This is a genomic window from Micromonospora sp. C95, from assembly GCF_018070465.1.
Classification (GTDB): Bacteria; Actinomycetota; Actinomycetes; order Mycobacteriales; family Micromonosporaceae; genus Micromonospora.
Genome location: NZ_JAGPXT010000024.1, coordinates 54,936 through 81,563 on the forward strand (window position 1 = coordinate 54,936; position 26,628 = coordinate 81,563).

At 71.3% G+C, this 26,628-nt stretch carries 29 protein-coding genes; 10 read left to right on the plus strand and 19 right to left on the minus strand.

Going from position 1 to position 26,628, the window contains the following annotated elements; all coding sequences use genetic code 11:
• Positions 1-15 precede the first annotated feature (15 nt).
• A complete protein-coding gene (locus KBX00_RS22950) occupies positions 16-1,140 on the minus strand; it encodes a PP2C family protein-serine/threonine phosphatase (RefSeq protein ID WP_210830128.1) in 1,125 nt (374 codons plus the stop codon).
• A 92-nt stretch (positions 1,141-1,232) separates the two neighbouring features.
• Between KBX00_RS22950 and KBX00_RS22955 the strand changes: the two genes are divergently transcribed.
• Positions 1,233-1,784: a MarR family winged helix-turn-helix transcriptional regulator gene (locus KBX00_RS22955; RefSeq protein WP_301548444.1), complete on the plus strand. Its 552-nt coding sequence runs from the start codon at positions 1,233-1,235 to the stop codon at positions 1,782-1,784.
• A 37-nt stretch (positions 1,785-1,821) separates the two neighbouring features.
• Here the strand turns inward: KBX00_RS22955 and KBX00_RS22960 are convergent, their stop codons facing one another.
• Complete coding sequence (locus KBX00_RS22960) at positions 1,822-3,501, minus strand: PP2C family protein-serine/threonine phosphatase (protein ID WP_210830129.1); 1,680 nt, start codon at positions 3,499-3,501, stop codon at positions 1,822-1,824.
• A 126-nt stretch (positions 3,502-3,627) separates the two neighbouring features.
• Complete coding sequence (locus KBX00_RS22965) at positions 3,628-4,887, minus strand: ROK family protein (protein ID WP_210830130.1); 1,260 nt, start codon at positions 4,885-4,887, stop codon at positions 3,628-3,630.
• 49 nt (positions 4,888-4,936) lie between these two features.
• Between KBX00_RS22965 and xylA the strand changes: the two genes are divergently transcribed.
• The 3 genes from xylA (at position 4,937) to KBX00_RS22980 (ending at position 9,246) form a co-directional block, all read left to right on the plus strand.
• Complete coding sequence (gene xylA / locus KBX00_RS22970) at positions 4,937-6,124, plus strand: xylose isomerase (protein ID WP_210830131.1); 1,188 nt, start codon at positions 4,937-4,939, stop codon at positions 6,122-6,124.
• Between the two features lie 10 nt (positions 6,125-6,134).
• Positions 6,135-7,592 carry a xylulokinase gene (gene xylB / locus KBX00_RS22975; RefSeq protein ID WP_210830132.1) on the plus strand — a complete coding sequence of 486 codons (1,458 nt, stop codon included), beginning with the start codon at positions 6,135-6,137 and terminating at the stop codon, positions 7,590-7,592.
• Between the two features lie 211 nt (positions 7,593-7,803).
• Positions 7,804-9,246: an MFS transporter gene (locus KBX00_RS22980; protein WP_210830133.1), complete on the plus strand. Its 1,443-nt coding sequence runs from the start codon at positions 7,804-7,806 to the stop codon at positions 9,244-9,246.
• Positions 9,247-9,325: 79 nt separating this feature from the next.
• On the opposite strand, the gene KBX00_RS22985 is transcribed toward KBX00_RS22980, so the two are convergent.
• The 10 genes from KBX00_RS22985 to KBX00_RS23030 all read right to left on the minus strand — a co-directional run bounded on the left by KBX00_RS22985 (position 9,326) and on the right by KBX00_RS23030 (position 18,412).
• The gene (locus KBX00_RS22985) at positions 9,326-10,969 is read right to left on the minus strand and encodes a glycoside hydrolase family 13 protein (protein ID WP_210830154.1); all 1,644 of its coding nucleotides are present in this window, start codon (positions 10,967-10,969) and stop codon (positions 9,326-9,328) included.
• A 62-nt stretch (positions 10,970-11,031) separates the two neighbouring features.
• Positions 11,032-12,066: a LacI family DNA-binding transcriptional regulator gene (locus KBX00_RS22990; protein ID WP_210830134.1), complete on the minus strand. Its 1,035-nt coding sequence runs from the start codon at positions 12,064-12,066 to the stop codon at positions 11,032-11,034.
• Positions 12,067-12,126: 60 nt separating this feature from the next.
• Complete coding sequence (locus KBX00_RS22995; protein ID WP_210830135.1) at positions 12,127-13,092, minus strand: carbohydrate ABC transporter permease; 966 nt, start codon at positions 13,090-13,092, stop codon at positions 12,127-12,129.
• A gap of 1 nt (position 13,093) precedes the next feature.
• Positions 13,094-14,146 carry a carbohydrate ABC transporter permease gene (locus tag KBX00_RS23000; protein ID WP_210830136.1) on the minus strand — a complete coding sequence of 351 codons (1,053 nt, stop codon included), beginning with the start codon at positions 14,144-14,146 and terminating at the stop codon, positions 13,094-13,096.
• Positions 14,147-14,215: 69 nt separating this feature from the next.
• The gene (locus tag KBX00_RS23005; protein ID WP_210830137.1) at positions 14,216-15,565 is read right to left on the minus strand and encodes an ABC transporter substrate-binding protein; all 1,350 of its coding nucleotides are present in this window, start codon (positions 15,563-15,565) and stop codon (positions 14,216-14,218) included.
• Between the two features lie 274 nt (positions 15,566-15,839).
• Positions 15,840-16,334, minus strand: a complete 495-nt coding sequence (locus KBX00_RS23010; RefSeq protein ID WP_210830138.1) for a TspO/MBR family protein — start codon at positions 16,332-16,334, stop codon at positions 15,840-15,842.
• A gap of 250 nt (positions 16,335-16,584) precedes the next feature.
• The gene (locus KBX00_RS23015) at positions 16,585-16,728 is read right to left on the minus strand and encodes a GPGG-motif small membrane protein (RefSeq protein WP_007464364.1); all 144 of its coding nucleotides are present in this window, start codon (positions 16,726-16,728) and stop codon (positions 16,585-16,587) included.
• The gene (locus KBX00_RS23020) at positions 16,719-17,495 is read right to left on the minus strand and encodes a metallophosphoesterase (RefSeq protein ID WP_210830139.1); all 777 of its coding nucleotides are present in this window, start codon (positions 17,493-17,495) and stop codon (positions 16,719-16,721) included. Before KBX00_RS23020 ends, KBX00_RS23015 begins: the two co-directional genes overlap by 10 nt.
• A 9-nt stretch (positions 17,496-17,504) precedes the next feature.
• Positions 17,505-17,780 carry a hypothetical protein gene (locus tag KBX00_RS23025; protein WP_210830140.1) on the minus strand — a complete coding sequence of 92 codons (276 nt, stop codon included), beginning with the start codon at positions 17,778-17,780 and terminating at the stop codon, positions 17,505-17,507.
• A complete protein-coding gene (locus tag KBX00_RS23030; RefSeq protein ID WP_307869055.1) occupies positions 17,777-18,412 on the minus strand; it encodes a nucleotidyltransferase family protein in 636 nt (211 codons plus the stop codon). Before KBX00_RS23030 ends, KBX00_RS23025 begins: the two co-directional genes overlap by 4 nt.
• A 114-nt stretch (positions 18,413-18,526) precedes the next feature.
• Here KBX00_RS23030 and KBX00_RS23035 point away from each other — a divergent pair, with 114 nt between their 5' ends.
• Positions 18,527-19,240, plus strand: coding sequence for a thymidylate kinase (locus KBX00_RS23035; protein WP_210830142.1), 714 nt, complete (start codon positions 18,527-18,529; stop codon positions 19,238-19,240).
• Here the strand turns inward: KBX00_RS23035 and KBX00_RS23040 are convergent.
• Positions 19,225-19,920: an SDR family NAD(P)-dependent oxidoreductase gene (locus KBX00_RS23040; protein WP_210830143.1), complete on the minus strand. Its 696-nt coding sequence runs from the start codon at positions 19,918-19,920 to the stop codon at positions 19,225-19,227. The genes KBX00_RS23035 and KBX00_RS23040 overlap by 16 nt on opposite strands.
• 768 nt (positions 19,921-20,688) lie before the next feature.
• Between KBX00_RS23040 and KBX00_RS23045 the strand changes: the two genes are divergently transcribed.
• Entirely contained in the window at positions 20,689-21,678 is a 990-nt protein-coding gene (locus KBX00_RS23045) for an RNA polymerase sigma factor RpoD/SigA (protein ID WP_210830155.1), read from the plus strand.
• 93 nt (positions 21,679-21,771) lie between these two features.
• Here KBX00_RS23045 and KBX00_RS23050 read toward each other — a convergent pair whose 3' ends face one another.
• A complete protein-coding gene (locus KBX00_RS23050) occupies positions 21,772-22,743 on the minus strand; it encodes an NlpC/P60 family protein (RefSeq protein WP_374225350.1) in 972 nt (323 codons plus the stop codon).
• A gap of 457 nt (positions 22,744-23,200) precedes the next feature.
• On the opposite strand from KBX00_RS23050, the gene KBX00_RS23055 reads away from it, so the two are divergent.
• On the plus strand, positions 23,201-23,728 hold the full coding sequence (locus tag KBX00_RS23055; RefSeq protein ID WP_210830144.1) for a DUF6232 family protein: 528 nt from the start codon (positions 23,201-23,203) through the stop codon (positions 23,726-23,728).
• Between the two features lie 12 nt (positions 23,729-23,740).
• Here KBX00_RS23055 and KBX00_RS23060 read toward each other — a convergent pair whose 3' ends face one another.
• Both KBX00_RS23060 and KBX00_RS23065 read right to left on the minus strand, forming a co-directional pair.
• Positions 23,741-24,082, minus strand: a complete 342-nt coding sequence (locus KBX00_RS23060; RefSeq protein WP_210830145.1) for a DUF3817 domain-containing protein — start codon at positions 24,080-24,082, stop codon at positions 23,741-23,743.
• A gap of 26 nt (positions 24,083-24,108) precedes the next feature.
• The gene (locus KBX00_RS23065; RefSeq protein ID WP_210830146.1) at positions 24,109-24,567 is read right to left on the minus strand and encodes a hypothetical protein; all 459 of its coding nucleotides are present in this window, start codon (positions 24,565-24,567) and stop codon (positions 24,109-24,111) included.
• A 120-nt stretch (positions 24,568-24,687) separates the two neighbouring features.
• Here KBX00_RS23065 and KBX00_RS23070 point away from each other — a divergent pair, with 120 nt between their 5' ends.
• From KBX00_RS23070 to KBX00_RS23080, 3 genes are read left to right on the plus strand one after another with little or no spacing between them, the layout of a single operon-like run.
• Positions 24,688-25,011 (plus strand): DUF6158 family protein, encoded by a 324-nt coding sequence (locus KBX00_RS23070; protein WP_210830147.1) that lies wholly within the window; start codon positions 24,688-24,690, stop codon positions 25,009-25,011.
• Positions 25,011-25,334: an SRPBCC family protein gene (locus tag KBX00_RS23075; protein ID WP_210830148.1), complete on the plus strand. Its 324-nt coding sequence runs from the start codon at positions 25,011-25,013 to the stop codon at positions 25,332-25,334. The genes KBX00_RS23070 and KBX00_RS23075 overlap by 1 nt, the downstream gene beginning before the upstream one ends.
• Before the next feature lie 59 nt (positions 25,335-25,393).
• Entirely contained in the window at positions 25,394-25,927 is a 534-nt protein-coding gene (locus tag KBX00_RS23080) for a DUF1360 domain-containing protein (protein ID WP_210830149.1), read from the plus strand.
• A 66-nt stretch (positions 25,928-25,993) separates the two neighbouring features.
• On the opposite strand, the gene KBX00_RS23085 is transcribed toward KBX00_RS23080, so the two are convergent.
• Together KBX00_RS23085 and KBX00_RS23090 are read right to left on the minus strand one after the other, a co-directional pair.
• Positions 25,994-26,191, minus strand: coding sequence for a hypothetical protein (locus KBX00_RS23085; RefSeq protein ID WP_164447568.1), 198 nt, complete (start codon positions 26,189-26,191; stop codon positions 25,994-25,996).
• A gap of 37 nt (positions 26,192-26,228) precedes the next feature.
• Positions 26,229-26,471 carry a hypothetical protein gene (locus KBX00_RS23090; RefSeq protein WP_210830157.1) on the minus strand — a complete coding sequence of 81 codons (243 nt, stop codon included), beginning with the start codon at positions 26,469-26,471 and terminating at the stop codon, positions 26,229-26,231.
• Positions 26,472-26,628: the final 157 nt, after the last annotated feature.

Genomic DNA, 26,628 nt, shown 5'->3' on the forward strand with positions numbered 1-26,628 from the left:
CCCGGCGGGGATGCCTCACGGCTGTGGGCCGAACCAGTCCAGGCAGACCACGACGGCGTCGTCGGTGAGATCACCGGCGACGAACGCGCGCAGGTCGCCGAGCAGGGAGCGGACCGCGTCCAGCGGCGTCATCGGTGCGGTCCGGCGCAACATCCGGTCGAGCGCCGTCTGGCCGTACCGCTCGTTGCCACTGGTCGCCTCGATCACCCCGTCGCTGATCATGAACAGTCGGTCGTCGCGCTGGAGCTGGACGAACTGTTCCCGGTAGTTGGTCCCCTCGAACATGCCGAGCGGGAACTGCTCCTCAAGCGGCTGAATGCTCACCTCGCCGTCGCGCAGCAAAACGAGCCGGGGCGAGCCGGCGTCGACGGCGGTGAGCAGCCCGCTGCGCAGGTCCAGTTCGAGCAGCAGGGTCGCGAGATACTGCTCACCCCGATGCAGGTCGTAGATCGCCTGGTCGGCCAGGGCGGCCTGGTCGGCCAGGGGAATGCCGGCCCGGCGGGCGTTGCGCAGCGCGTAGGTGGCGAGGGCGGTGAGCATCGACGCGGCGACCCCCTCACCCATCCCGTTGATCGTGGCGAGCCAGACCCGCTCCCCGTCGTCGGACCAGTCGAAGCTGTCGCCGCGCACCGCGTACGCCGGCTCCAGTTGGCCGGCGAGGCTGAAGGAGGGACGCAGCCGGCTGCGTCCCGGCAACTGCTCCCACTGCACCTCGGCGGCGAGGGTGAGCCGGCGGCTGCGCCGGGCCACCCGGTACACGTCCGTGCCGGCGTCGACCGCGGCCAACTCGTGGGCCAGCGCGGTGGCGACGTCGGCCAGCTCGGCCAGCCGCGTCTCAGTGACCGGACTCACCCGAAGCACGCCACGCTGTTCCCCACGCATGCTCAGCGGCAGGTACCCGACCCCGTCGTCGTAAATCGGGCTCTGGTGGTCGAAGCAGCGCCAAGCCGGGTGCCCGGGGGTGGTCACCGCATCCCCGGAACCGAGTGGCAGCAACGCCGCCAGCCGATAGTCGACCTGGAAAAGCTCCGTGTCGGTGATGCCGTACTCCCGCTCGAGCAGCTCGCCGACGTGCGTCAACAGGAGGTCCACGGGGGCGGCGGTGATGGCCGCGCGGCCCTTGTCGACCGGCTCGGTCATGGTCTCTCCTTGATCACAAGCCCAACCACCGACGGAATCGGGGTACGCTCGGGCGCACCATGGCGGAACTGCATGGTCCACCGGGACCCGAGATGAGTATGGCTGCCGAGCTGGATACCGCGGCAGGTGCCCTGCTGACGGTCTGGGACGGTGCGCGAGAGCGGACGGCCAACCGTATCTCCACCGCCCAGCTTCGCGCCGTCATGCTCGTCGAACGGCATGACGGGATAAACCTGCGGCGCCTCGCCGCCGGGCTGGACATGCTGCTCTCGTCGGCCAGCCGACTCTGCGACCGGCTGGTCGCCGCCGGGATGCTGGAGCGGGAGCCGGGGCGCGCCGACCGGCGGGAGATCTCGCTGCATCTGACCGCCGAGGCCCGCCGGTTGCTGACCGAGCTGCGCGACGACCGTCGGCAGCACCTGGCGGCGATCCTGGCCGACATGGCTCCCGAAGCCCGGGAGGCGCTGCTGCGCGGGCTGCGTGCCTTCGACGAGGCCGCCCGCTCGCGGGTCGTACGACCGGTGTCGCCGCTGGTGCCGCAGCCCGAGGAACCGCGTGCGGAACAGGCGGACGGCCGGGATGCCGTCGAGCCGGCACCTCGTGGCTGGGCCGCGGGGGACGTCTCCGTCTTCCGGACGGCCTGACCGGGCCGGCTACCGCCGGTGCTGACGCCCGCCCGGATCAGTCTGCGGCCGGACCGATCGCCAGCATCGCGACGTCGTCGTGGCGGTGCCCGGCGCACCACTTGTCGATTTCCCGGAGCACGCGGTCGACGACCGTCGCCGGGGGCCGCCCGGCGCCGGCCGCCAGCGTCCGGCGTAGCCGCTGTTCGCCGAAGATCTCCGTGCCGCGCGGGCCGCCCCGGGCCTCGGCGACCCCGTCGGTACGCAGGAACAGCGTTTCGCCGGGGCTCAGCCGAAGGTCGGCGGCGGCGAACCGGGCACCGGGCAGCGCACCCACCGGCATCCCGCCCACCCGAATCGCGGCCACCGTCGCGTCGGCGCGGACCACGAGGCATGCCGGATGTCCGCCACCGGCGATCCGGATCCGCAGCTCGCCCTCGGGTTCGACGCGCAGGTCGCCCAGCAGCAGGGTGGTGAACTGGCCGCGCCGGTTCGTGTCCGGCGGGTCGAGCAGTGCCCGGTCGAGCAGCTTGAGCAGCTCCCGTGGTTGCCGTTCGACCAGACGTAGGGTCTGCAGCGACTGGCGTACCCGGCCGGTGAGCACGGCCGCACCCACCCCCTTGCCGCAGACGTCTCCGACGGCGAACAGCGCACCGTCGCCGGTCGGCAGGACGTCGTAGAAGTCGCCGCCGATGCGCAGTCCGTCTCCGGCCGCGCGGTAGCCGCCGGCCAGGCTCACCCCGGCCACCGTCGGCAGCCGCGGCGGCAGCAGGCTGTGCTGGAGAACCCGGGCGAGGTGGCTCTGTTCGTCGTGCAGCTGCGCGGTGGCCAGCGCGGCGCCGGCCCGGGCGGCGAACTCCCGGACCAGCTCGACGTCGCGGCGGTCGAAGCCGGCCCGCCGGGATCGGCGTAGCAGCACCAGGGCACCGACCGTCCCACCGGCTCCGGGGATCGGGCTGACCAGCAGGGTCGCGGGCAGGTCGAGGCCGGCCGGGAGCAACTGGGCGCGTCCGTCCCGCTCGATGGCTGGCCAGGGCCGTGGATCGGCGGGCTCGCCGTCGAGGGCCTCGACGAGTCCGGGTACGGCAGTGACCACGTCCCAGTCGAGCGTTCCGGTGACCGGCGCGCTCTCGTCCGCGATCTGCCGAACCCAGTGCGGCCGATGTTCGGTGGGCGTCGGTGGCAGGTGCACCACCAGAGCCAGGTCGGCCAGGTAAGGCACGGGCAGGGTGGCCACGGCGCGCAGCGCCTGGTCACGCTCCAGCGCCAGGCCGAGCTGTCGGCCAGCGTCGGCCAGGAACCGGGTACGCCGACGCTCGGCGAGCAGCTCCGCCGCCCGAGCCTGCTCGTCGGTGACATCCCGCACGTACCAGGCGCACCGGTCGCCACCCAGCGCCCGGCGGATCCCTCGCAGTCGCCGACCGAGGTGCACACCCTCGAAGTCGTCCGCCCCGGTGACGGTCGCGGTCGCCAGTGCCGCGATCGGACAACCGGCCAGGTCGGTGCCGACGACCACCTCCGGCAGCAACTCCCCGGCCAGCGCGTTCACCAGCACGACCAGCCCGGCGTCGTCGGTGGTCAGCACCGCCTCGCCGAGCCCGTCGAGCAGCTCACGGGCGAGATCGGCGTCCACGGGTGACGTGGTGTGCGGCGCCTCGGTGGCGGTGCGGTCCGACCGGTCTTCGCCGGTCCGCTCGCCGGCCGCACCGGCGAAGGCGCCGGGCCGGGTGCTGGTCATCGGCGGATCCCCGGCGCCGGGCACTGTCGACCAGTACGCATGCCGGTGGTGCCCTCCTCGGGGTCACGGTTGGTTGCCTGGAAGCAAGCGTACCGAGCCGACGCCGAGGTGCCCCGGTCGAGCGCGTCAGAGCCGGGCCAGCCAGCCGCCGGGGCGAGCGATGATCCGACGTACCACCGAACCGGCCGCTCCCACCGCGGCGGCCGTGGCACCCAGGGTGGCCGGCCGGACGGTGACCGGCGACCAGGCTGCGGTGAGCACCCGGCGTTCGATCTCGGCGAGTACGGGCGGCCGGAGCCAACCGGTGAGCGGGGCGTAGCCACCGCCGAGCACCACCGTGTCGAGGTCCAGCAGGTTGACCACGCTCGCCACGGTGACCCCGATCGCCGTACCGGCCTCGGTCAGAGCGTGCAGCACGGCGGGGTGCTCGGCGGCGGCGAGCTGGGTCAGCCGGGTCGACGCCCGGTCGGCGGGCAGGTCGGCACCGGCCAGGCCGGCGGCGGACAGGATCGCCTCCTGCCCGGCGTAGAGCTCCAGACAGCCGCGACCGCCGCAGCGGCAGGGCGGCCCGTCCGGTCGGACCGGGATGTGCCCGATCTCGCCGCTCCAACCGCGGGTGCCCCGGAACAGCGCGCCGTCGAGGACGATGCCCGCGCCGATGCCGACCTCGCCGGAGATGTGCAGGAAGCTGCCCGGCGCGGTACCGGAGTGCAGCTCGCCCAACGCGGCGAGGTTGGCCTCGTTGTCCACCGCCAGGGGCGGCACCCCGTCGACTCGCTCGGTCAGCGGGGGGTAATCGGCAAGCAGTTCCGGCACCGGCACGTCCCGCCAGCCCAGGTTCGGCGCGAGACGGACCCGCCCGGCGTCGTCGACCAGGCCGGGCACCCCCAGGGCGGCACCGGCCAGGGTCAGGCCCTGGGCCTCGGCGTCGACGCGGGCCCGGCCGGCCAGCTCGGCGAGTTGGCCGAGCGCCTCGGCGGGCGACACGGGTCGCAGGTCGGCCCGGTGCACCGTGTGGTGCCGGACCTGGCCGGCGAGGTCGACGACGCACGCGGCGAGGTAGTCGACGTTGATCTCCAGACCGAGACCGGCCGGACCGTCGCCGGCCAGCATCAGACCGCGCGCCGGACGACCCGCGCCGGCCCGTGGGGTCGGATCCGCCTCGGTGACGAGCCGGCCGGCGACGAGATCCTCCACCACGGCCGAGACGGTGGCCCGGGTGAGGCCGGTGTCGGCGGCCAGCGCCGCCCGCGACGGCGGGCGGCGGGCGGCGGCGATGCGGCCGAGCACCAGGGCGAGATTCAGCTCACGCAGGCTGCCCTGCCGCACCGCGCCGGCCGGGGCTGCGGGTGAGGTCACCCCTTGACACTGCCACACCACAGTCATTTAATTCAACCACTGAACAAATAGCGGATGACACCACCGGAGGTCTGCCATGGCACCCCGTCCCACCCCTGCTGACAAATTCTCCTTCGGGCTCTGGACGGTCGGCTGGCAGGGCCGCGACCCGTTCGGCCACGCCACCCGAGACGCCTTGGATCCGGTGGAGTCGGTGCACCGGCTCGCCGAGCTGGGCGCGTACGGCGTCACCTTCCACGACGACGACCTGGTGCCGTTCGGCTCGGACGCCGCCACCCGGGACGCCCAGATCGCCCGGTTCCGCAAGGCGCTCGACGAGACCGGCCTGGTGGTGCCGATGGTCACCACCGACCTGTTCCAGCAGCCGGTGTTCAAGGACGGCGGCTTCACCAGCAACGACCGCGACGTCCGGCGGTACGCGTTGCGCAAGGTGCTGCGCAACGTCGATCTCGCCGCCGAGCTGGGTGCGAAGACCTTCGTCATGTGGGGCGGTCGGGAGGGCGGCGAGTACGACGTCGCCAAGGACGTCCAGGCCGCGCTGGAGCGCTACCGCGAGGCGGTGGACCTGCTCTGCCAGTACGTCATCGACCGCGGCTACGACCTGCGCTTCGCGCTGGAGCCGAAGCCGAACGAGCCGCGCGGTGACATCCTGCTGCCGACCGTCGGGCACGCCCTGGGGTTCATCTCCACCCTCGCCCACCCGGAGCGGGTCGGGCTGAACCCGGAGGTCGGCCACGAGCAGATGGCCGGGTTGAACTTCGTCCACGGCATCGCCCAGGCGCTCTGGCAGGGCAAGCTGTTCCACATCGACCTCAACGGTCAGCGTGGCGTCAAGTACGACCAGGACCTGGTCTTCGGTCACGGCGACCTGCTCAACGCGTTCGCCCTGGTCGACCTGCTGGAGCACGGTGGCACGGCCGGCGGCCCCGGCTACGACGGTCCCCGCCACTTCGACTACAAGCCCTCGCGCACCGAGGACATCGACGGGGTCTGGGCCTCGGCAGCCGCGAACATGAGCACGTACCTGCTGCTCAAGGAGCGGGCCGCCGCGTTCCGGGCCGACCCGGAGGTGGCCGAGGCGCTGGCCGCGAGCAAGGTCGCCGAGCTGGGCGTGCCGACCCTCGGCGAGGGCGAGGGCTACGCCGAACTGCTCGCCGACACCAGCGCGTTCGAGGAGTTCGACGTGAACGCGGTAGCCGCCAAGGGCTTCGGTTTCGTCCGGTTGAACCAGCTCGCCGTCGAGCACCTGCTCGGCGCGCGCTGAGGCGGTCGGCATGCCGCTCGTCGCCGGGGTGGACTCCTCCACCCAGTCCTGCAAGGTGGTCGTCCGGGACGCGGAGACCGGTGCCCTGGTCCGGCAGGGCCGGGCACCGCACCCGGACGGCACCGAGGTCGATCCGTCGGCCTGGTGGTCGGCCCTTCGGACGGCGATCGACGCCGCCGGTGGGCTGACCGATGTCGCCGCGGTCTCCGTGGCCGGCCAGCAGCACGGCATGGTCTGCCTCGACGAGGCCGGGAAGGTGATCCGGCCGGCGCTGCTGTGGAACGACACCCGGTCGGCCGGTGCGGCGGCCGAGCTGATCCAGGAGGCGGGCGAGGGGCAGGCCGGGCGCCAGTTCTGGGCCGACGCGGTGGGCAGCGTGCCGGTGGCCAGCTTCACCGTCACCAAGCTGCGCTGGCTGGCCCGCAACGAGCCGGCGAACGCCGACCGGGTGGCGGCGGTCTGTCTGCCGCACGACTGGCTGACCTGGCGGCTGGCCGGCGCTCCCGGGCTGGACTCGCTGCGTACCGACCGCAGCGACGCCAGCGGCACCGGCTACTGGTCCCCGGCCAGCGGCGAGTACCGGCCGGACCTGTTGGAGCGGGCGCTCGGACGGGTGGTGCGGGTGCCGACGGTGCTCGGGCCGGCCGAGGCCGCCGGCCGGTTGGCTCCGGCCGCGCTGTCCGGTGCCGTGGCGGCTGCGGGCTCCGGTGGGGGACTGCTCGGGCCGGGTGCCGGTGACAACGCCGCCGCCGGCTTCGGCGTCGGTGCGCGTTCCGGTGACGTGGTGGTGTCGATCGGTACCTCGGGCACGGTCTTCAGCGTCGCGGACACCCCGGCGGCCGACCCGAGCGGCACCGTGGCCGGCTTCGCCGACGTCACCGGCCGGTTCCTCCCACTGGTTGCCACGCTCAACGCGGCCCGGGTACTTGACGCCGCCGCCGGCCTGCTCCGAGTCGGGCTGGACGAGCTGGCGGACCTGGCGCTCTCCGCGTCACCCGGCGCGGACGGCCTGGTCATGGTTCCGTACCTGGAGGGCGAACGCACGCCGAACCGGCCGGACGCCACCGGGGCGGTGCACGGACTGACCCTGCGCACCTCGACTCCGGCACACCTGGCCCGAGCAGCCGTCGAGGGGATGCTCTGCGCCCTCGCCGACGGGCTCGACGCGCTCGCCGCGCAGGGCGCCACCGTACGCCGGGTGATCCTGGTCGGCGGCGGCGCCCGCTCGGCGGCGGTGCGTCGCATCGCGGCGCAGGTCTTCGGCTGCCCGGTGGTCGTCCCACCGCCCGGCGAGTACGTCGCCGACGGTGCCGCCCGGCAGGCCGCGTGGTTGGCCCTGGGCACGGGGGAGCCGCCGTCCTGGACACCGTCCGGCACCGAGGAGTACGCCGGCGAACCGGTGCCCGGCATCCGGGAGCGCTACGCGCAGGCCCGGGAACGCCATCTGGACCGGTTGTCCCAGAGCTGACCACGCTTGCTCCCGGATCGGGTGGCCCCGTCGACGGGCGGAGGCCACCCGATCCGGGAGCAACCCGCGAATGCCGCACGGCCGCGGTTCGGGTGACCGCACCACACGGATCTCCGCGCGGCTCGGGCCTCTCACGCGGCTCGGAGCGGTCACCGGACCTCGGGCGTGACCCGGTGACCGGCTCGTTATCCCGCCCTGGTTGGCTGCCCGCATGACCTTGACCACGGGCCGGCCCAGGCCGAAGTGGGGCGGTGGTGCGCCGCACCGGTACTACAGCGTCGTGGTCTTCGTGTTGCTCGCCTCGCTGGACAACGTGGCGATCGGCCTGGTGCCGCCGCTGTACGGCGCGATCGCCGAGTCGTTCGACGTGCCACAACGGATGCTTGGCCTGGTCACCGCGATCAGCTTCCTGGTCAGTGCGGTGGCGGCGGTCGGTTGGGCGTACGGCGGTGACCGCAGCAACCGCAAGCCGTTGCTCATGATCGGCACGCTGATCTGGGCGGCCGGTACCGGCGGCAGCGGGCTGGCCGGGAACTACCCCACCTTCCTCGCCGCGCAACTGCTCGCCGCGGTGGGCCTCGGCGCGGTCGGGTCGGTCGGCTTCTCGGTGGTCACCGACCTCATCACGCCTCGTCGTCGGGGCCTGGTGATGAGCTTCTGGGGGCTGTCCCAGGGCGTCGGCACCCTGGCCGGCACCCTGGTGGGGGGACTGCTCGGCGCGGTGGACTGGCGCCGGCCGTTCCTGGTGCTCACCGTGGTCGGTCTGGTCGCCACGGCGGCCTACCTGTTCACCTACGACATCCGGCGCGGCCAGAGCGAGCCGGCGCTGGCCGGTGCGCTCGCCACCGGTGGGGACTACGACTACCGGATCAGCCGGGCCGACCTGCCTGTCATCCTGGGCCGCCGGACCAACCGCTGGCTCGTCCTCCAGGGCCTCACCGCCCAGGCCGCCTTCGGCTCGCTGGTCTGGCTGCCGTACCTGTTCATCGAGCGGGCCAAGGACCAGGGCTATTCGGAGGCAACCGCCATCGTGGTCGGCAGCGTCTTCGCCACACTTTTCCAGCTCGGTGGGGCGTTCTCAATCGTCGGTGGGCTGATCGGGGACGCGCTGCAACGGCGTACGCCCTCGGGTCGAGCGATGGTCGCCTCCGTCGGCATCTTCGCCGCACTCCCGTTCTACCTGGTGTTGTTCTTCGTGCCGATCCGCATCGACGTGCCTGACGGTGCCGGCACCGGCGCGGTGGTCGGTGCGGTGCTGGGCAGCGTGGTCAGCGAGCCGACGGTCGGGTTGAGCCTGCTGGCCGCGGTACTGGCCCTGGCGCTGACCTCGGCGAACTCGCCGAACTGGTTCGCGCTGATCGCCGACGTGAACCCACCGGAGCACCGGGGCACCGTCTACAGCCTGGGCAACCTGGTCAACGGGGTGGGGCGGGCGGCCGGCAACGGCCTGGTCGGGGTGGCCTTCAACGGGCTGCGGCTGGCCTTCCCGCCGCCACTGAACTACGCCGTCGGGTTGGCCGCCTTCCAGCTCTTCTTCATCCCCACCGGCATCATGTACTGGCTCGCCGCCCGCACCTCACCGCAGGACATCACCGACCTCCGCAACCTACTCCACACCCGCGCCGAAGACCCCCCCAACACCGACCGCCGATAAAGCATGGATCTTGGCACCGAACTGCCCTACAGGCGGTTTCCTACCAAGATTGCCTCGGCCGGCCGTAGCCGCCTAGCGGCTACAGCTCGACCCAGATGGTGGCGTCGGTGGGCACCGAGCCGTCCTCGTTCAGGGGTGCGCTGCTGTGCACCAGCTCGCCGCCGGGCGCCGGGACGGCATCCGCACCGAAGTTGGTGAGCACCACCAGGTTGCCGTTGCGGAAGGACAGCACCTCGTCGCCGGAGGCGAGCCACTCCAGGGTGCCCCGACCGAGTCCGTACGCGCGACGCAGCCGCAACGCCTCCCGGTACAGCTCGTACGTCGAGCCGGGCACCCCGCGCTGACGGTCCAGCGCGTACTCGGCCCAGACCGGCGGCTGCGGCAGCCAGCTCGCGTCGGTCGGCCCGAAGCCGTACGAGGGCGCGTCGGCCTCCCACGGGATCGGCACCCGGCACCCGTCGCGACCCCGCTGGGTGTGCCCGCTGCGCTCCCAGGTCGGGTCCTGCCGTGCCGCGTCGGGCAGGGTGGTGTGCTCCGGCAACCCGAGTTCCTCACCCTGGTAGAGGTAGGCCGAGCCGGGCAGGGCCAGCATCAGCAGGGTGGCCGCCCGGGCCCGTCGCAGCCCGGTGGCGGCGTCCGGCTGCTCGTCGCCGACCCCGATGCCGTTGGGCCGGGGCGCACCGATCGGCAACCCGAGCCGGGAGGCGTGGCGTACCACGTCGTGGTTGGAGAGCACCCAGGTGGTGGGCGCACCGACCGCGTCGGTGGCCTCCAGCGATCGAGTGATCACCGCGTACTGGGCAGGGGCCGTCCACGCGGCGAGCAGGTACTCGAAGTTGAACGCCTGGTGCATCTCGTCGGGGCGCACGTAGCGGACCAGCCGCTCCGCCGGCTCCACCCACGCCTCGGCGACCAGGATCCGCTCACCGGGGTAGCCGTCCAGCAGCCGCCGCCACTCGCGGTAGATTTCGTGTACGCCGTCCTGGTCCCACATCGGCGGGCGGGGCTTGTCCGCCTCCTGCCCGGAGAGGATCTCCTGTGGCTCCTGCCAGTCGGCCAGGTCGGCCTGCTTGACCAGACCGTGCGCCACGTCGACCCGGAAGCCGTTCACCCCACGGTCCAGCCAGAACCGCAGCACGTCCAGGAACTCGGCGCGGACCTCGGGACTGTCCCAGTTCAGGTCGGGCTGGGCGGTGTCGAACAGGTGCAGGTACCACTGGCCGTCGGGCACCCGGGTCCAGGCCGGGCCACCGAAGACGCTCTGCCAGTCGTTGGGCGGCTCGGCACCGCCCGGCCCGCGACCGGCGCGGAAGATGTACCGCTCCCGCTCGGCGCTGCCCGGACCGGCGGCCAGGGCGGCCTGGAACCAGGCGTGCGCCGAGGAGGTGTGGTTGGGCACCAGGTCGACGATCACCCGCAACCCGTTCGCGTGCGCCTTCGCGATCAGGTCGTCGGCGTCGGCGAGCGTGCCGAACAGCGGCTCGACGTCCCGGTAGTCGGCCACGTCGTAGCCGGCGTCGGCCTGCGGGGACGGATAGAACGGGGAGAGCCAGACGGCGTCGACGCCCAACTCCGCCAGATGGTCGAGGCGGGCAGTGATCCCGGGCAGGTCGCCGATGCCGTCGCCACCCGAGTCGGCGAACGAGCGGGGATAGATCTGGTAGATCACCGCCTCCGTCCACCAGCCGGTCGCCGGGGTCTGCTGCGTCGCGTCGTGGTTCAGGGCGTGCTCCCATGGTCGAGCCGTCCGGGCCGGCGGACCCGTGCGGCGTGCTGGCTGTCGTCTCAGTTTGCCCGGGCGGGCGCGGTCGAATCACGTACGACCAGCCGAGTGTCCAGGATCACCGACGAATCGGGTTTGCTCACGTCGGCGTCGAGGGCTCGTCCGCAGAGCGGGTCGAGCAGCAGTTGGGCGGCCAACCGGCCCTGCTCCGCCGCAGGTTGGGCGATGGTGCTCAACCCCAGCACCCCGGAGAGGGCGTGGTCGTCGATGCCGATCACGCTGACGTCCTCGGGCACCCGCAGGCCGGCGTCGCGCAGTGCGGTCAGCGCACCCATCGCCATCTCGTCGCAGGCGGCGAAGATGGCCGTCGGTGGGTCGCCCCGGCGGAGGAGTTCCTCGGTGGCCCGGGTGCCGCCGGCGATGTCGAAACTCGACTCGACGTCGAGGCTCGGGTCCGGCTGCAACCCGGCCGCGCGCAACGCCTCCTGATGCCCCCGGCGCCGGTCCAGATGGGCACTGAAGGCGAGTTCGTCGTCGGGGTCACCGGAGATGTGCGCGATCCGACGGTGCCCCAGATCCAGCAGGTGCCGGGTGGCGGTCCGCGCCGCCGCCACGTCGTCGATCCGCACGCAGGGCCAGCCCGGCACGGTGGTACCGGAACTGATGGTGACGCCGGGCAGGTCCAGTGCGGCCAGGGCGGTGACGTCGGTGGACCGCAGCGGGGTGGCGACCAGCATGATCGCGTCCACCCGCTTGTGCAGGTGGGTGGCGTGCAGGACGCGCTGCCGGTTCTGCTCCCGCCCACCCAGGTTGTGCAGCAGCAGGTCGTATCCGGCCCGGTGGAAGAAGTCCTCGGCCGCCTCGACGACCACCCCGAAGAACCACCGGGTGATCCGGGGAACCACCACCGCGACGGTGCCGGTCCGGCCACCGGCCAGCCGTGAGGCACTCGGTGACACGGCGTACTGCAACTGCTCGGCGGCGGCGAGCACCCGGCTGCGGGTCGCCGCCGACACGGTCGGCAGCCCGCGCAGCGCCCGGGAGACGGTGGCCGTGGAGACGCCGGCCAGCCGGGCGACATCGTCGATCCTCGTCACCTGACACCCCGCTCACGTCCCGCCTGGTGCCGCCGCCGACGGCGGCGGCACCACGGCGGATCAACCCTTGACGCTGCCGGCGAGCAGCCCACGAACGAAGTAGCGCTGCAACGACAGGAACACGATCAGCGGTACGACGATCGAGACGAACGCCCCGGCGGTCAACCGTTGCCACTCGTTGCCACGGGTGCCCGCCAGTTCGGCGAGGCGGACCGTGAGTGGCGCGGTGACGTCGCTGCCACCGGCGAAGATGAGCCCGACCAGCAGGTCGTTCCAGACCCAGAGGAACTGGAAGATGCCGAACGCGGCGAGCGCCGGGGCAACCAGGGGCAGCACGATGGTGCGGAAGATCTTCGGGTGGGTGGCCCCGTCGACCCGGGCCGCCTCCATCAGATCCTTCGGCAGTTGCGAGATGAAGTTGTGCAGCAGGTACACGGCGAACGGCAGCGCGAAGCAGGTGTGCGCGAACCACACCTGGGCGAAGTTCTGCGCGCCGTCGAGGTTCCAGGCGGGCATCAGGGTGATGCCGCCCAGGCTGACTCCGCGCGAGAAGAAGCTCAGCAGCGGCACCAGGGCCATCTGCAGCGGCACGATCTGGAGCGCGAAGATGCCGATGTACACCCAGTCCCGGCCCCGGAAGTTGATCCAGGCCAGCGCGTACGCGGCCAGGGCCGCGAAAGCGAGCGGGAACAGCACCGCGGGCAGGGTGATCACCAACGAGTTGATGAAGTAGCTGGCGAGCTGCCCGGACGAGGCGGACTGCCCGAACAGCACCTCCTGGTAGTTCTGGAGGGTGAACTCCGGATCGCGGAAGAACGTCCACCAGCCGGTGGTCTTGATCTGGTTCTCCGGCCGGAACGAGGAGACCAGCAGACCGAAGGTCGGGATGGTCCAGACGACCGCGATGACGATGGCGACGAGCGTCGCGGTGTGGGTGTTCAGCCGCTTGCGTACCCGCGCCGCACGGGTCGGCCGGCCGCTGGTCTCCTGTGCTCCGGCGGCGACCGGGGGAGTGGTGGTGGTCATCTCAGCCCTCCCGTCGCTGCTGACGCAGGTTGCGGATCTGGAAGATCACGATGGGGATCACCAGGACGAAGAGGAACACCGCGAGCGCGGAGCCCTGCCCGTTCTGGCCGTACCGGAACGCCTGGTTGTACATCTCGTTGGCGATCACGCTGGTGTCGTAGTTGCCGTTGGTCGAGGTGCGGACGATGTCGAAGACCTTCAGCGTGGCGATCGAGATGGTGACCACCACGACGATCAGCGCCGGCCGGATGCTGGGCAGGGTGATCTGCCAGAACATCTGCCACGGGCTCACCCCGTCGAGGCGGGCGGCCTCGACGATGTCGGCCGGAATCGCCTTGATCGCCGCAGACAGCACCACCATCGCGAAACCGGCCTGGATCCACACCATGATCACGATGAGCAGCAGCGTGTTCAGCGGCGAGTCGAGCAGCCACTGGCGGGGTGCGCCGCCGAGGCTGACCACGATCTGGTTGAGCAGACCGATCTGTTCCTGTTCCTCGCTGCGGAAGGCGTACACGAACTTCCAGATGATGCTGGCGCCGACGAACGAGATCGCCATCGGCATGAAGATCAGCGACTTGGCCACCGCCTCCAGCCGGGCCTTGTCGACAAGCACCGCGTAGAGCAGACCGATGGAGGTCGCGACGAGCGGGACCAGGGTCACCCAGACCAGGGTGTTGACCAGCACCCGCACGATCGAGTCGTCGGCGAACATCCAGCGGTAGTTGTCCAGGCCCACGAAGTTCTGGCTGCCGCCGTCCATGAAGGACAGCAGGGTGGTCCGCAGCGCCGGGACGACCAGCCCGATCATCAGCAGCAGTACCGTCGGCAACAGGAAGAACGTGGCGAACAGCCCCTCGCGGGACCTGGGCCGTCCGGGCAGCGGTGCCCCGCTGGCGGAGGCGGCCACGAACCGCGCCTCGCGTCGTCGCGCGAAGAAGGCCGGCACCGCGTCGAGCAGCACGAGCAGGCCGCCGACCACCACCGCGAAGGCGACCAGCCCCCACAGCAGCATCATCAGTTTGGGTGCCTGCTCGGCGAAGTCGAAGTCCATCAACCCTCCCCGGGTCCTCGGTAGAGCCGGTGGGCGGGCCCGCGCACGCGGACCGGCCCACCACCGGAATTACTTCCAGCTGCTCTCGATGCCCTGCAGGACGTCGGCGGTGTTCCCGCCGTTGATCCAATCGACCATGCCCTTCCAGAAGGTCCCGGCGCCGACGGCGGCGGGCATCAGGTCGGAACCGTCGAACCGGAAGACCGTGCTGTCGTCCTGGAGGATCTCCACCGACAGCTTGTCGATCGGGTTGGCGACGTTGGCCAGGTCGACCTTGTTGTTCGCGGACACCCAGTCACCGATCTTCGCGCGGCTGTTGGCGTACTCGCCGGAGGCGAGGTACGTCTGCACCGCCTGCACCTCGGGACGGTCGGCGAAGGCCGTCACGAACTCGCCGCCGCCCAGCACCGGCTTGCCCTTGCCCGGGTCGATGGCCGGGAAGTAGAAGGCGAAGACGTCGCCGTCCTCGGCCACCCGGGTGCCCTCAGGCCACTGGTTGGCATAGAAGGAGGCCTGCCGGTGCAGCGCGCACTTGCCCTGCGTGATCGGCACGCCCGCCTCCTGGAAGGAGGTGGTGGCGATGCTGCGCACCCCACCGAAACCACCGTTGACGTACTTGTCGTTCTTCAGGATCGTGCCCGCCCGGTCCAGCGCCTCCGCGACCCGCGGGTCGTTGAAGGGGATCTCGTGGGTGGTCCACTGGTCGTAGACCTCGGGAGTCTGCGTCCGCAGCATCACGTCTTCGATCCAGTCGGTGGCCGGCCAGCCGGTGGCGTCACCGGACTCGATGCCGGCGCACCACGGCTTGACGTCGCTCTGGGCGATCGTGTCGCTGAGCTGGATCATCTGGTCCCAGGTGGTCGGGACGGTCCAGCCGTTCTCCTGGAACATCTTCGGCGAGTACCAGACGAACGACTTCACGTTCGACCCGAGCGGCGCACCGTAGAAGGTGCCGTTGACGGTGCTGTACTTCAGCCAGTCGGGCGAGTAGTTCTGCTCGGCCATGGCCTTGGTCTCGGCGCTGGCCGCCTTCAGCTGGTTGCGCTCGGCGAACCGGGCGAGCAGACCGGGCTGCGGGATGAAGGCCAGGTCGGGGGCGTTGCCGCCGTCGACCCGTACGGGGAGCTGAGCCTCGAACTCACCGCTTCCCTCGTGATTGATCGTGATGCCGGTGCAGTCCTCGAACTGCTTCCAGGACTCCGCCAGGCGGTCGGCCTCGATGTCCCGGATCGACGAGTAGATGGTGACCGTCTTGCCTTCGTGGCCCTGGTAGTTCTCGTACGGGGCGCACTCGGCGGAATCGGCGTTGCTGCTGCCACCGTTGCTGCTGCTTCCGGTGCCGCAAGCGGTGGCGCCGAGTGCCAGTCCGATCGCGCCAACGATCGCGACAGCCTGGCGTGGCCTGGCAGAGATCGCCATGCCGTCCTCCTTCCTGTCCGGCGCCGGCCGGGATCGCATCCGGTTGACCAGGCGCCGGTCCGATGGGCGTGTTCACATGTAAGCGCTTGCATCCGCCCGGGGTCCACCCCTGGACGGACACGAGCGAGTAACAATCCGGAAACCTGGCGAGGAGCCATGGATCCGTGCCCATCTGCTGGAAAGAGCCCCGTCTATCAGCGGATACATCCGTTGATAGACGGGGCGGCGCACTGCCGGCCCGGTCAGGCGGGCGGCCGAGCGGCGGCCCAGTCGGTCAGCTGTTCAGCTGCCAGATCGAGTAGTTGAGGGCCGCGGCGAAGGTCACCCACGCCCAGTAGGGCAGCAGCAGCACCACCGCCACCCGGCTCGCCCGGGCGAACAACAGGACGGTCACGCCGATCGCCAACCACAACAGGATGATCTCGGCGAACGCCAGCCCGTACCGGTCACCGGCGAAGAAAAGCGGCGTCCAGGCGGCGTTGAGCACGAGTTGGACCACCCACGCACCGAGGGCCACACCGAAGCCCACCCGGCGCCAGACCAGCCAGCCGGCTACCGCGATCGCCACGTAGAGGATGGTCCAGACCGGGCCGAAGAGCCAGGACGGCGGCGACCACGCGGGCCGGTCGAGGTTCGCGTACTGGTCGGCGGCGCCTGAGGCGGCCAGGTTGCCGATCACGGCGGCGGCCAGCACGGCCACCGCGAAGCCGGCGAGCGCCCACCACTGGCCGGCATCGCTTCGTCGGGACTGCTCCGCACTCGTCCGCATGAAGGATGGATCTCCGTTCGGCGGGGCCGGCAAACCTCTCGCGCAGTGCCTGGTCTCGGGCCCCGGGACGGTCGGCGACCCCTGCCGCACAACGCGCGCCCGGGCGCAGGAACGATCCGGGCGGCACCGCTGCCGACCGTCCGACGACAGCACGCCGGGGTCGCCGCGTCCGGTGGCTCCTGTCGGGAGGACGGAGTACCGGTCGCGACGACCCCGGCGGGTCCGGTGAGCGACGCCCTGCGTCGCCAGGTCAATTGAAGATGCTGACCCCACCGGGGCCGACGAGCAGCCCGACGACGATGAGGACGATGCCCCAGAGGATCTGCCGGCGGAACAGCGCGAGGATGCCGGCGACCACCAGTACGACTGCGAGAATCCAGAGAATCAGCTCCATGGTTGCTGAATACCCCCGGCGGCGACTCCGGAAACCTCGGCTTGATCAAGGTGATCGCCCAGGTGGAAGACGCTGTACGCCTGCTTGATCACCGGGTGGGCGACGTTGCGTACGCGTACTCCGCCCGGGGTGGTGCCCCGCTCGGTACCGTGATGGGCGTGCCCGTGCAGGGCGAGCGCGGTCGGCGCGGCGTCTACGGCCTGCCCCAGCTGGTAGCAGCCGAGGAACGGGTAGATCTCCAACGGTTCGCCCGCCAGGGTGTCCGGCACCGGGGCGTAGTGGGTCAGGGCCACCAGCACGTCGCAGTCCAGCGAGCGCAGTGCCTCGCTCAGCCGGTCGGCGCTCTCCGTCGTGGTGCGGACGAACGCCTTCATCTCCGGCTCGCCGAAGTCGCTGGCGCACCGGCCGGCGAAACCGCCACCGAAGCCCTTCACCCCGGCGACGCCGAGGCGGCCACCCGGGCAGTCCAGCACCACCCCGTCGCCCTCCAGGACGGTTATGCCCGCCTCCTCCAGCGCCCCGACCACCTGGGGCACCTGGTCGCACTGATGATCGTGGTTGCCCAGCACGGCGATCACCGGCACACCCAGGTCGCCGAACTCCCGGGCCACACAGCGGGCCTCGGCCTCGGTGCCGTGCCGGGTCAGGTCGCCGGCGAGCAGCAGCGCGTCGACGCTGCCCGGTAGTTGCTCAAGTGCCGGCCGGAACCGGCCGACCACGTCCTCGTCCAGATGCACGTCGCCCACAGCGGCGATCCGGATGACCATCGAACCTCCTCAGGGCAGTTGCTCGATCTGCGTGGGCGCCTGCGTGCGGACCACCCCGATGTCACTGGTGATCGGCACGTCCGGGAAGCGGTCGGCCACCCGGCGCAGGATCTCGTCCCGCCGGTGGGCGCTCTCGACCTCGCCGTGCAGCACGAGAGCACGTTCGGTGCGGACCACGGTGATTCCCTGCTCGGCGACGGCCGGATCCTCGGTGAGCAGCCGGTGGATCTCCGCCTCGACGTACTCGTCTGGTGGCCCGGCGCCGGAGTCGCGGTGTGCGGTCACGGTCTCCCCTTCCCGTCGGCCGTGCCGGAGTACGGCACGACGTCCAGCCTGTCCAGCAGCACCAGGAACGACTCGGCGTACGGCGAGTGCTGCGTCTCCTTGCGTACCCGTTCCCAGTCGATCTGCTCACGCAGCGAGCGGGCCAGCGGCAGCCCACGGGCGAAGTCGCAGTAGTGCTGGGAGAAGCTGAGCAACTTGTGCACCATGAGCTGGGTGGCCGACAGCACCGGCATGTGGATGGCGTCGACCGGGCGCACCACCGTGTCGGCGAAGGTCTCCTCGGTCACCGGTGTCTCGATCGGGCGATGGATCAGGTCCACCATCCGGCCGCCGTCGAAGACCTTCACCAGCCAGTCCTCCGGTGGCCGCTCGGCGGTGAAACCGGCCTGCGCCAGCGCCTCCAGCGCGGCTTCGACGTCCGACTCGCGAATGAGGAAGTCGACGTCGTGCTCGCTGGAGTGCCCGCCGTGCGCGTACACGGCGAAGCTGCCGCCGAGCGCGAACGGGATCTCGGACTGTTTGAACACGGCGGCGACCTTCTTGAGGGTGTGTAGGAGAGTCTCGTCGTCACGCTCGGCCATCTCGCCTCTCCCGTCGAGTCGTCGGGGGTGCCACCGGGTGGGATCTCCGATCGGTACCCGGCATTCCGGTCGCCCACACCTGCGCGGCGCGCGCAAGGGGATGAACCAGCCGCAAACCGGATCTATGGTGCGGCCACTGTGCGGCTGTCGGATAACCTTTCGAGGGTGGCCAGATCGACGGGAGCGCCCGATTCGACAGGAGTCCGCTGTGGTAGGGGGCGGCTCCGCACCGTTGCCCTGATCGGTATCGACGGCTCGGGCAAGACCACCCAGGCGTACCGGCTCGCCGAGGCGCTCACCGCGGCCGGGCACCCCGCCACCTATCACCGCAACGCCGGTGGCCGGCGCTGGCTCGGGCGGGTGGCGCACCGACTCGGCCGGCCGGATGCCCAGAGTCTCCTCGGCCGGGACGCGATGCTCCTGGTGGAGTCAGTGCTGCGCTGGCTGGCCATCGCGCTGACACTGCTCGCTGGCCGGTGCACCGGCCGGGTGGCCGTGATGGACCGCTACGCGGCCTGCCAGTACGCCAGTCTGCGGGCACACGGCGGGCACCGCTGGGAGCGGCTGATCCGGGCCGCCTACCGACTGTTCCCCCGGCCGCAGGTCACGTTCCTGCTTACCGTCGAGCCGATCGAGGCGTACCGGCGGATCGAGTGTCGCGGCACCGACCACGAGAGCCTGGGCTTTCTGGCCGCTGCCGACCTGGCCTACCGCACGCTGCCGGAGTATCCGACGTTCGTGCCGGTCAACGCGGATCTCCCGGCCGACGAACTCGCCCGGGAGATCCGTGAACACCTGAACGCCTGGCTGACGGCCGGCAACAGGCCGACCGCCACCGCGCCGGTGACGGAACTGGTTCCGCTTCAGGCCCGTCCGTAGACCGGCACGGCGGCACCGCTGGTGGGTGCCGACTCGTCCGATGCGAGGAAGCGGATCACCGAGGCGATCTCGGCCGGGTCCACCCAGCGGGCGTGGTCGGCGTCCGGCATCGCGTGGCGGTTGGTCGGGGTGTCGATGACGCTCGGCAGCACCGTGTTGCAGCGGACTCCGGCAGCCTTGTACTCCACCGCCACCGCGGCGGCGAAGCCGAGCACGGCGGCCTTCGCGGTCACGTAGCCGGCGACCCCGGGGAAGGGCGCGACCGCCGCCCGCGCCGCGACACACACCACCGCGCCACCACCGGCGGCGACCAGGTGCGGCAGCGCGGCACGGGTGACCAGGTGGGTCGGGCGGAGGTTGACGGTGAGCATCCGTTCGAAGTCCTCGATCGGCGTCTCGTGCACCAGGCCGCCGCTGGCGTATCCGCCGACGAGGTTGACCACCGCGCGTAGCGGCGCCTCGGGATCGCCGGCCGCCACCTCGGCGACCCGGGCGGCGTCCTGCGCGTCGGTCAGGTCCGCGACGATCCGGACCGGAGCGTCGCCCTCGGGCCCGTCCTCCGGGTCCGGTCGCTGGCGCTGGGGCGCGACCACCCGCCACCCCCTCGCCGAGAAGGCGGCGCTGACCGCCGTGCCCAGCCCGCCCGTGGCCCCGGTGACCAACACACTGCGATTCGCCATGACCTGAGGTTAGAGCGACCGGCAATAGGGCGGTGGAGGTGAGGCGGGTCCTGGTGGAGGGTGGCCAGGCGGAGGAGGAGGTCATGCCGGTGTTGCATGGCCGACGACGACAACGCCGCCAGCCGAAGTGCCAGGGCGCGCCGCAGCCCCGCCAGTCCTATTGCCGGTCGCTCTTATAGTGCGGTGACGGGTCGGCGGGGGTCGAGCCCCGACGGTGCCGCCGGTGCCCGAACCGGAGACGCCGTCCGCCCGGGCCGGTGACGTCCTCATCCGGGTGGACACCGGACCACAGGGTCCGTCGGGCGCAGGGCGTACCCGAAGCCGATGATCTGACGAGCGTCGGGAACGCGACAAGCCGGCCGGGCCACGCTGTCGTGGCGGGCATAGGACCGGCGTACGGATTGTTCATCAGGGCGTGGGGTATTACCACCGGCGTGGATGAACCGAGCGGTCCACGGCCGCGTATCAGGCAGTGACCAGGATCGCAGCACGGTGGTGACCCAGGTCGCTGTGACTACCGGCCGGGCAGTGCTGCCATGGACCGGGACGGACGGCGATCTGTCGATCCGTCGACCTCACGGGGTGCCTGCCGACGACAGCCAGGCAGGGTGCTGACAGCAAACATGGACGCTGCTCTCAGCGGATTATCAGCCATTCGTGACACTTTCGACCCACGACATGGAATCCCCGACACGTCTCATCTGTTGTGTAGACGTCAGCACCGATGGGCACAGCGGAGGTTACGGGGGAGGGCTGATGGGCGTGGGGATGGCAAGGAACCGGGCAACCGGCGCGAGCGAGGGGACCGTGGGCACCGTGGACAAGAACATCGGAATGCGAACTGACGAGGTCGCCGAGGAGCGCGACCTGGTTGGAGTCTACCTGCACGAGATCTCCCGGACGCCGCTGCTGGACGCCGCCAAGGAGGTCGATCTCTCCAAGGCGATCGAGGCTGGCCTCTACGCCGAGCACCTGATTGGCGAGGACAGCCCCCCGGACGGGGTCACCCGGGACGAACTGGAGCGGCTGGTCGCCGACGGGGAGCGGGCCAAGGACCTGTTCATCCGGGCAAATCTGCGCCTGGTCGTGTCGATCGCCCGACGTTACGTCCGCTCCGGCATGCCGATGCTGGATCTGATCCAGGAGGGCAACACCGGTCTGGTCCGGGCGGTCGAGAAGTTCGACTACGAACGTGGCTACAAGTTCTCGACCTATGCGACGTGGTGGATCCGCCAGGCCATCAGCCGGGCGATCGCCCAGCAGGAGCGCACCGTGCGGCTGCCGGTGCACCTGGTCGAGGACGTCAATCGGATGCGTAACGTGGCCCGGCAACTCACCCGTGAGCTGGGCGGCGACCCGGAGCCGGAGCAGATCGCGGCGGCGCTGGGGGTGACCGTCGAGCGGGTGAACGAACTGGTCCGCTGGTCGCAGGACACGGTGTCGCTGGATACGCCGGTCGGTGACGACGGTGACACCAACCTCGGCGACCTGGTCGCCGACAGCGACGCACCGTCCCCGGAGGAGATCGTGCTCACCGGGTTGGAGCGGCAGCGGATCGAAGGGCTGCTCAACCACCTGGACGACCGGTCGGCCGGCATCATGCGCGCCCGGTACGGGCTGGAGGACGGCCGTGAGCACTCGCTGACCGAGGTGGCCTCGCGGTTCTCCCTGTCCCGGGAGCGGATCCGGCAGTTGGAGATCCAGGCGCTCGGCCGGCTCCGCGAGCTGGCGCGAGCGGAGGGTCTGCAAGCGGCCTGAGCAGGAGACAATAACGGCGAACGGCCGGCGTCCGATAGGGGGACGCCGGCCGTTCGCCGTTGTCGATCGGGGCTCCGTCTAATCGTCGGTGGCTCAGCGCACCCGCCCGTACCCGTACGGCGACATCAGGTCCACGGATCGCTTCTCCACGTTGCGGCCGAAGGTCGGTGAGTGGATGACCTGCCCGTTGCCGACGTAGATGGCGACGTGGCCGAGGCTGCGGTAGAAGACCAGATCGCCGGGGCGCAGCTCACCACGACTGATGTGGGCCACCACACCCCACTGCATGCGGGTGTTGTGCGGCAGGGCCCGGCCGGCCGCCCGCCAGGCGGCCGAGGTCAGCCCCGAGCAGTCGTAGCTGCCCGGCCCGTCCTGGCCCCAGGCGTACGGCTTGCCGAGTGCGCCGTACGCGTACCGGACGGCGACGCCGGCCTTGCCGGAGACGGCGGGTGCGTCCTGGGCGCTGCTGGCCTGGTTCGTCGGTCGTTCGGTCGCCCGGCCGTACGCCTGCCGGCGCAGCTCGTAGAGCTTGGCGAGATCGCGCTCGATCCGCTTCTTCGCCGAGGACAGCTCGCGCGACTGTGCCGCCTGCCGGCTGAGTGTGACGTCGAGCCGGGTCTTCTCGTCGAGCAGCCGCCGCTGGTCGGCGGTGTAGCCGGCGATGGTGGCCTGTCGTTGCCGGGTCAGGTGGTCCAGCGTGCCGAGCCGGTCCAACACGGAGGTCGAGTCACCGCCGTGCAACAACGCGTCGACGGTGCCCAGGGTGCCGGTCTTGTACGCGGTCACCGCCATCTCGCCGACGTCCGCCCGGCTCTGCTCGGCCTGCTGCTCCAGCGGGCCGATCCGGTCCTGCAACCGCTCCACCGCAGCGCGGTTGCCCTTGATCTTCTCCCGCAGTTCGTTGTGGGCCTCCACCACGCGTTCCAACTCGACGGAGGCCTTCTCTATCCGCCGGGTCAGTTCAGCGGGGGAGGGTTCGGCCCGAGCCACCGTCGCCGGCATGAGCAGCGCCAGTGTGCAGACGGTGGCCGTCAGGGCCCGCAGCGTGTGCGTCAGGGACGACAAGAGCCCGAATGCTCCTCTCCCGGGGCCGGCGCGGACGGCTGAGGCTCCGCGACGGCGACGGCCCGGTGCCGTCCCGGTGGACGGCGGCCGGCCGGGCCGACCTGCCCAACCTAGTACGGGACGGGAGTCGTCCGCAGAGAAAGCCGGGACCAATGGTGGTGCTGTGGCGGAGCACGCAGGTCACGAGCGGGCACCAAGGCTGTTATCGGCGACATGTCGGACTGGTCGCTCTCGGCATATGACGTCGGATGCCGGGACGTTTTGACCGACAAGCCGGACTTGGTGCGCTCTTTCCGGCACCGTCCTTCGCTGGCAAGCCGCTGACCATCGGAAACGTCCGAGCCGGAGTGGCGCGGGCGGCCCACAATGAATCGCGCGGCCGGGAATCCCGTCAACCGGTGTCGATGTACCGGGCCGACGGATCGACCCGGTGCCACCAGCCGTGGAAGGAGGGGTCGTGAATCCTGATGGCGCGACAACGCGACCGCCACGGACACCCCGGGGGGCCGGCACCGGGCCGACGCTGCTCTACGCCCGGCCCGGGATCATCGTCACGGTCGACCGGTTCACCGTCGGGCGCAGCAGTTGGCGCGTCGCCGAGCTGACCCATCTGCACAGCACCCGGGGGCCGCACGACCGGGCGGCGACCCGGGCCGTGCTGGTCTCGACGGTGGTGATCGGCGGGGTGGGCCTGCTGTTGGGGTTCACCGGCGGGCTGCAACGACTCACCGCCGGGGCGTACCTCCTGCTCGGTGCGGTGTTCCTGGTGCCGGTGCTGCTCGCGGCGGCGGGCGACCGCTGGCGCCCACCGGCGTACGAGCTGTGGGGGCGTCGGGCGGGTAGCGACGAGCTGCTGTTCAGCAGCGACGACGAGCACCAGTTCGGCCAGGTGAGCCGGGCACTGCGCCGGGCCCGCGAGATGAACAGCTACGGCGGCTGGGAGGACCCGCTGGCCGCCGCCGACCCGTGGCGCCCACGACGGTGAGGTCGGGGCCGCTCAGCCGGCGATCGGCTCGGGCTGCTGCCCCTGCTCCCGCTCCCGCTGCTCGGCCGTGACAAGTGCGCTCACCCGCCGCTCCGCCCAGAAGGAGACGAACGGCACGGTGCCGGCCAACATCACCAGGATCATCCGCTTGAGCGGCCAGTCGGCCCGCCGGGACAGGTCGAACGCGGCGACCAGGTACACCATGTAGAGAAAGCCGTGTGCCTGGCCCACGGTCTCCACCACGACCGGGTTGTGGAAGCCGTACTTGAGCGGCATGCCGATCACGACCAGCAGGATCAGCACCACGCCGACGACCCAGGCGATCACACGGTAGCGGGTGAGGGCAGCGCGCACTTCTCGTCCGTCCTTCCGGGCCCGGTTCAGCCGGGATAGTCGCCGGGCTTCGCGCCCGGATTGGCGTTCAACCATGACAGGTAGCGGTTGTAGGCGACCAATTCGGCGTCGTCGGCACCGGGACCGACGGTGACCCGGGCAACCCGCACCGGACGCCGGATCCCGGTCCGGGGCTGCTCGGCGACGGCGGGACCGGTCGCGCCGGAGGTGGTGACGTCGGGCTCGGCCGGGTGAGCGGCAGCCGCCGGCGCGGTCGCGTCCGCGTCCGGCGGCGTGACCGTCCGCAACGTGTGGCGCACCTCGCGCCACCAGACGAAGACCACGAAGCCCGCGAAGATCGGCCACTCCACGGCGTAACCCCAGCTGATGGCGTTACCCGCCGCGGCCCGGCTGACCTGCCACCAACCGAGGCCGAGGAAGGTGGTCACCAGCACGACCATGGCCACGTGGCGAGCGATCCACGCCGGGGTCCAGAGCCGCTTCATGCCACGAGGGTACCGAAACGGGCCGGCTTCTCCGACACGGCGTCGTAGTACCTCGTGGTTTGGCCACACCCGAGGCGGGCAACCGTACAGACGCCAGCCCAGGACGGACGAGGGGGCAAGATGACGGCATCGGGACGACCGGACGGATTTCCCACCGGCGGTACGGAGGTGAGCCCCGAGCAGCGGATTCCCGAGTGGGGCGACGACCGGACGCCGACCCCCGTGCCCGAGGCCGACCTGCTCGGCATCGATCCCGCCGATCTGGGCGAGGAGGACCTCATCCGGGAGATGCAGAGTCTGCATCGCACCCGGCTGGACACGCTGCGCCACGCCACCGACTCGGCGCTCGCCAATCACCTGCGGCGCACCGCCGAGTTGGAGACCGAGTACCTCGCCCGCCACCCGGGGCGTGAGGTCGACCCGAGCCGGCTGCGGGACGCGTGATGGCGTACTCCGAGCGGGGGGTGTCCGCGCCGCCAGAGGTCGTCTTCAACACGGCCACGGATCCCGACCGGATCTCCTCATGGTTGCCCGAGCCGTTGCTGTCGAGTGGCCCGGCGCAGGAGGGCGAGGTCGAGCAACTGCGCGCTCGCTGGACCGCCGGTGGCGCCGACTGGACGGCCGAGCTGCGGGTGGAGCCGGTCGACGCCGGTGGCTCCCGGCTCCGGCTGGAGATCGGCGGGGGCGGCGAGGACGCCGACCGACTGGCCGACGAGGCACTTGACAGCCTGGCCCGCGAGGTGGCCGACAACCTGCAGGCCGGCTGATCCGAGACCTGCCGCCGGGCCGCGGCGGCACTCGTAGCGTGACCCGAAGAGGAGGCCGGGTGAGCGATCTCAAACAGAAGGTGGCGCGGCTGCGCCAGGCGTACGCGCCGCACGAGCACCGCCCGCTGGGTGGCTATCTGGCGGCGATGGGCACCTACGCCGGGGTGACCGGTGCGATCGCCGGTCTGGTGAAGGTGACCGGGCGGACCGTGCCCGAGCGACCCACCACATCGGACGTGGTGCTGCTCGCCATCGCCACCCACAAGCTCAGTCGGCTGCTGTCCAAGGACGCGGTGACCAGTCCGTTGCGCGCCCCCTTCACCCGGTACGACCGGCCGATCGGCAGTGGCGAGGTGATGGAGCAGGTACGCGACTCGGGCAGTTCCACCCGTCATGCCATCGGCGAGCTGCTCAGCTGCCCGTTCTGCCTGGCCGTGTGGGTCGCCACCGGTCTGACCGGCGGACTGGTGCTCGCGCCACGGCTAACCCGGCTCGTCGCCACGGCGCTGACCGCGGTGGCGGCCTCCGACTTCCTGCAGATGGGGTACGCGGTGGCGCAGCAGGCGGCCGAGGGCGGCGGCAGGGAGGACTGACCGAAGCTACGTACCACGAGGCCGGCCCGAGATCCGGGCCGGCCTCGTTCGGACTCTGCCGGCGAGTCAGCGCTGCATGCCGGACCAGCCGCGGGGCGACTCCGGCTCCCGTTCGTCCTCGTCGGCACCGGTGACGATGTCCCGGTCGACGGCGGTGCGATCGTGCTCGTTGGCGAAGTCGGGCTCCGGCAGGGTGTCCGTCCCCTCCGGTGGCTGGCCGAGCGCGGGCGGATGGGGGTGCTGATCTTCCTCGCGCTGAGTCATCGTGTTCCTCTCCTCGTCGCCGGCAGCGGCCGGCGGATCATCCCGTCGAGCCACCCAGCAGATCGGTCACCTCGTCGGCCGCGTACTCGCCCTCGGGCAGCGCGTTGAGCCGGGACAGCAACTGCGCCGGCAACTCCGCGGCGACCGCGCGGCGGTAGATGTCCGCCTGACTGATCCGCTCCTGACCGTGGTAGAGATCGTCGAGCAACTCGTCGAGCGGACGGGTGTCCACCTCCTCGGTGTCCACCTCGTCGCCGACCGCAGCGGCCGTGCCGGGCAGGTCGGTGGTGGGCGGATCGAGCGCGGCGGTGTCCACCACGGGCACGTCGGCCAGGATGGCGTCGGGTAGCCGCGCCTGCGTCGTGGGTGCCGTGGCTGCCTCGGCCCCGGGTACGTCGTCCCTCACCCCCGCCACCTACCCACCCCCACCCCACCAA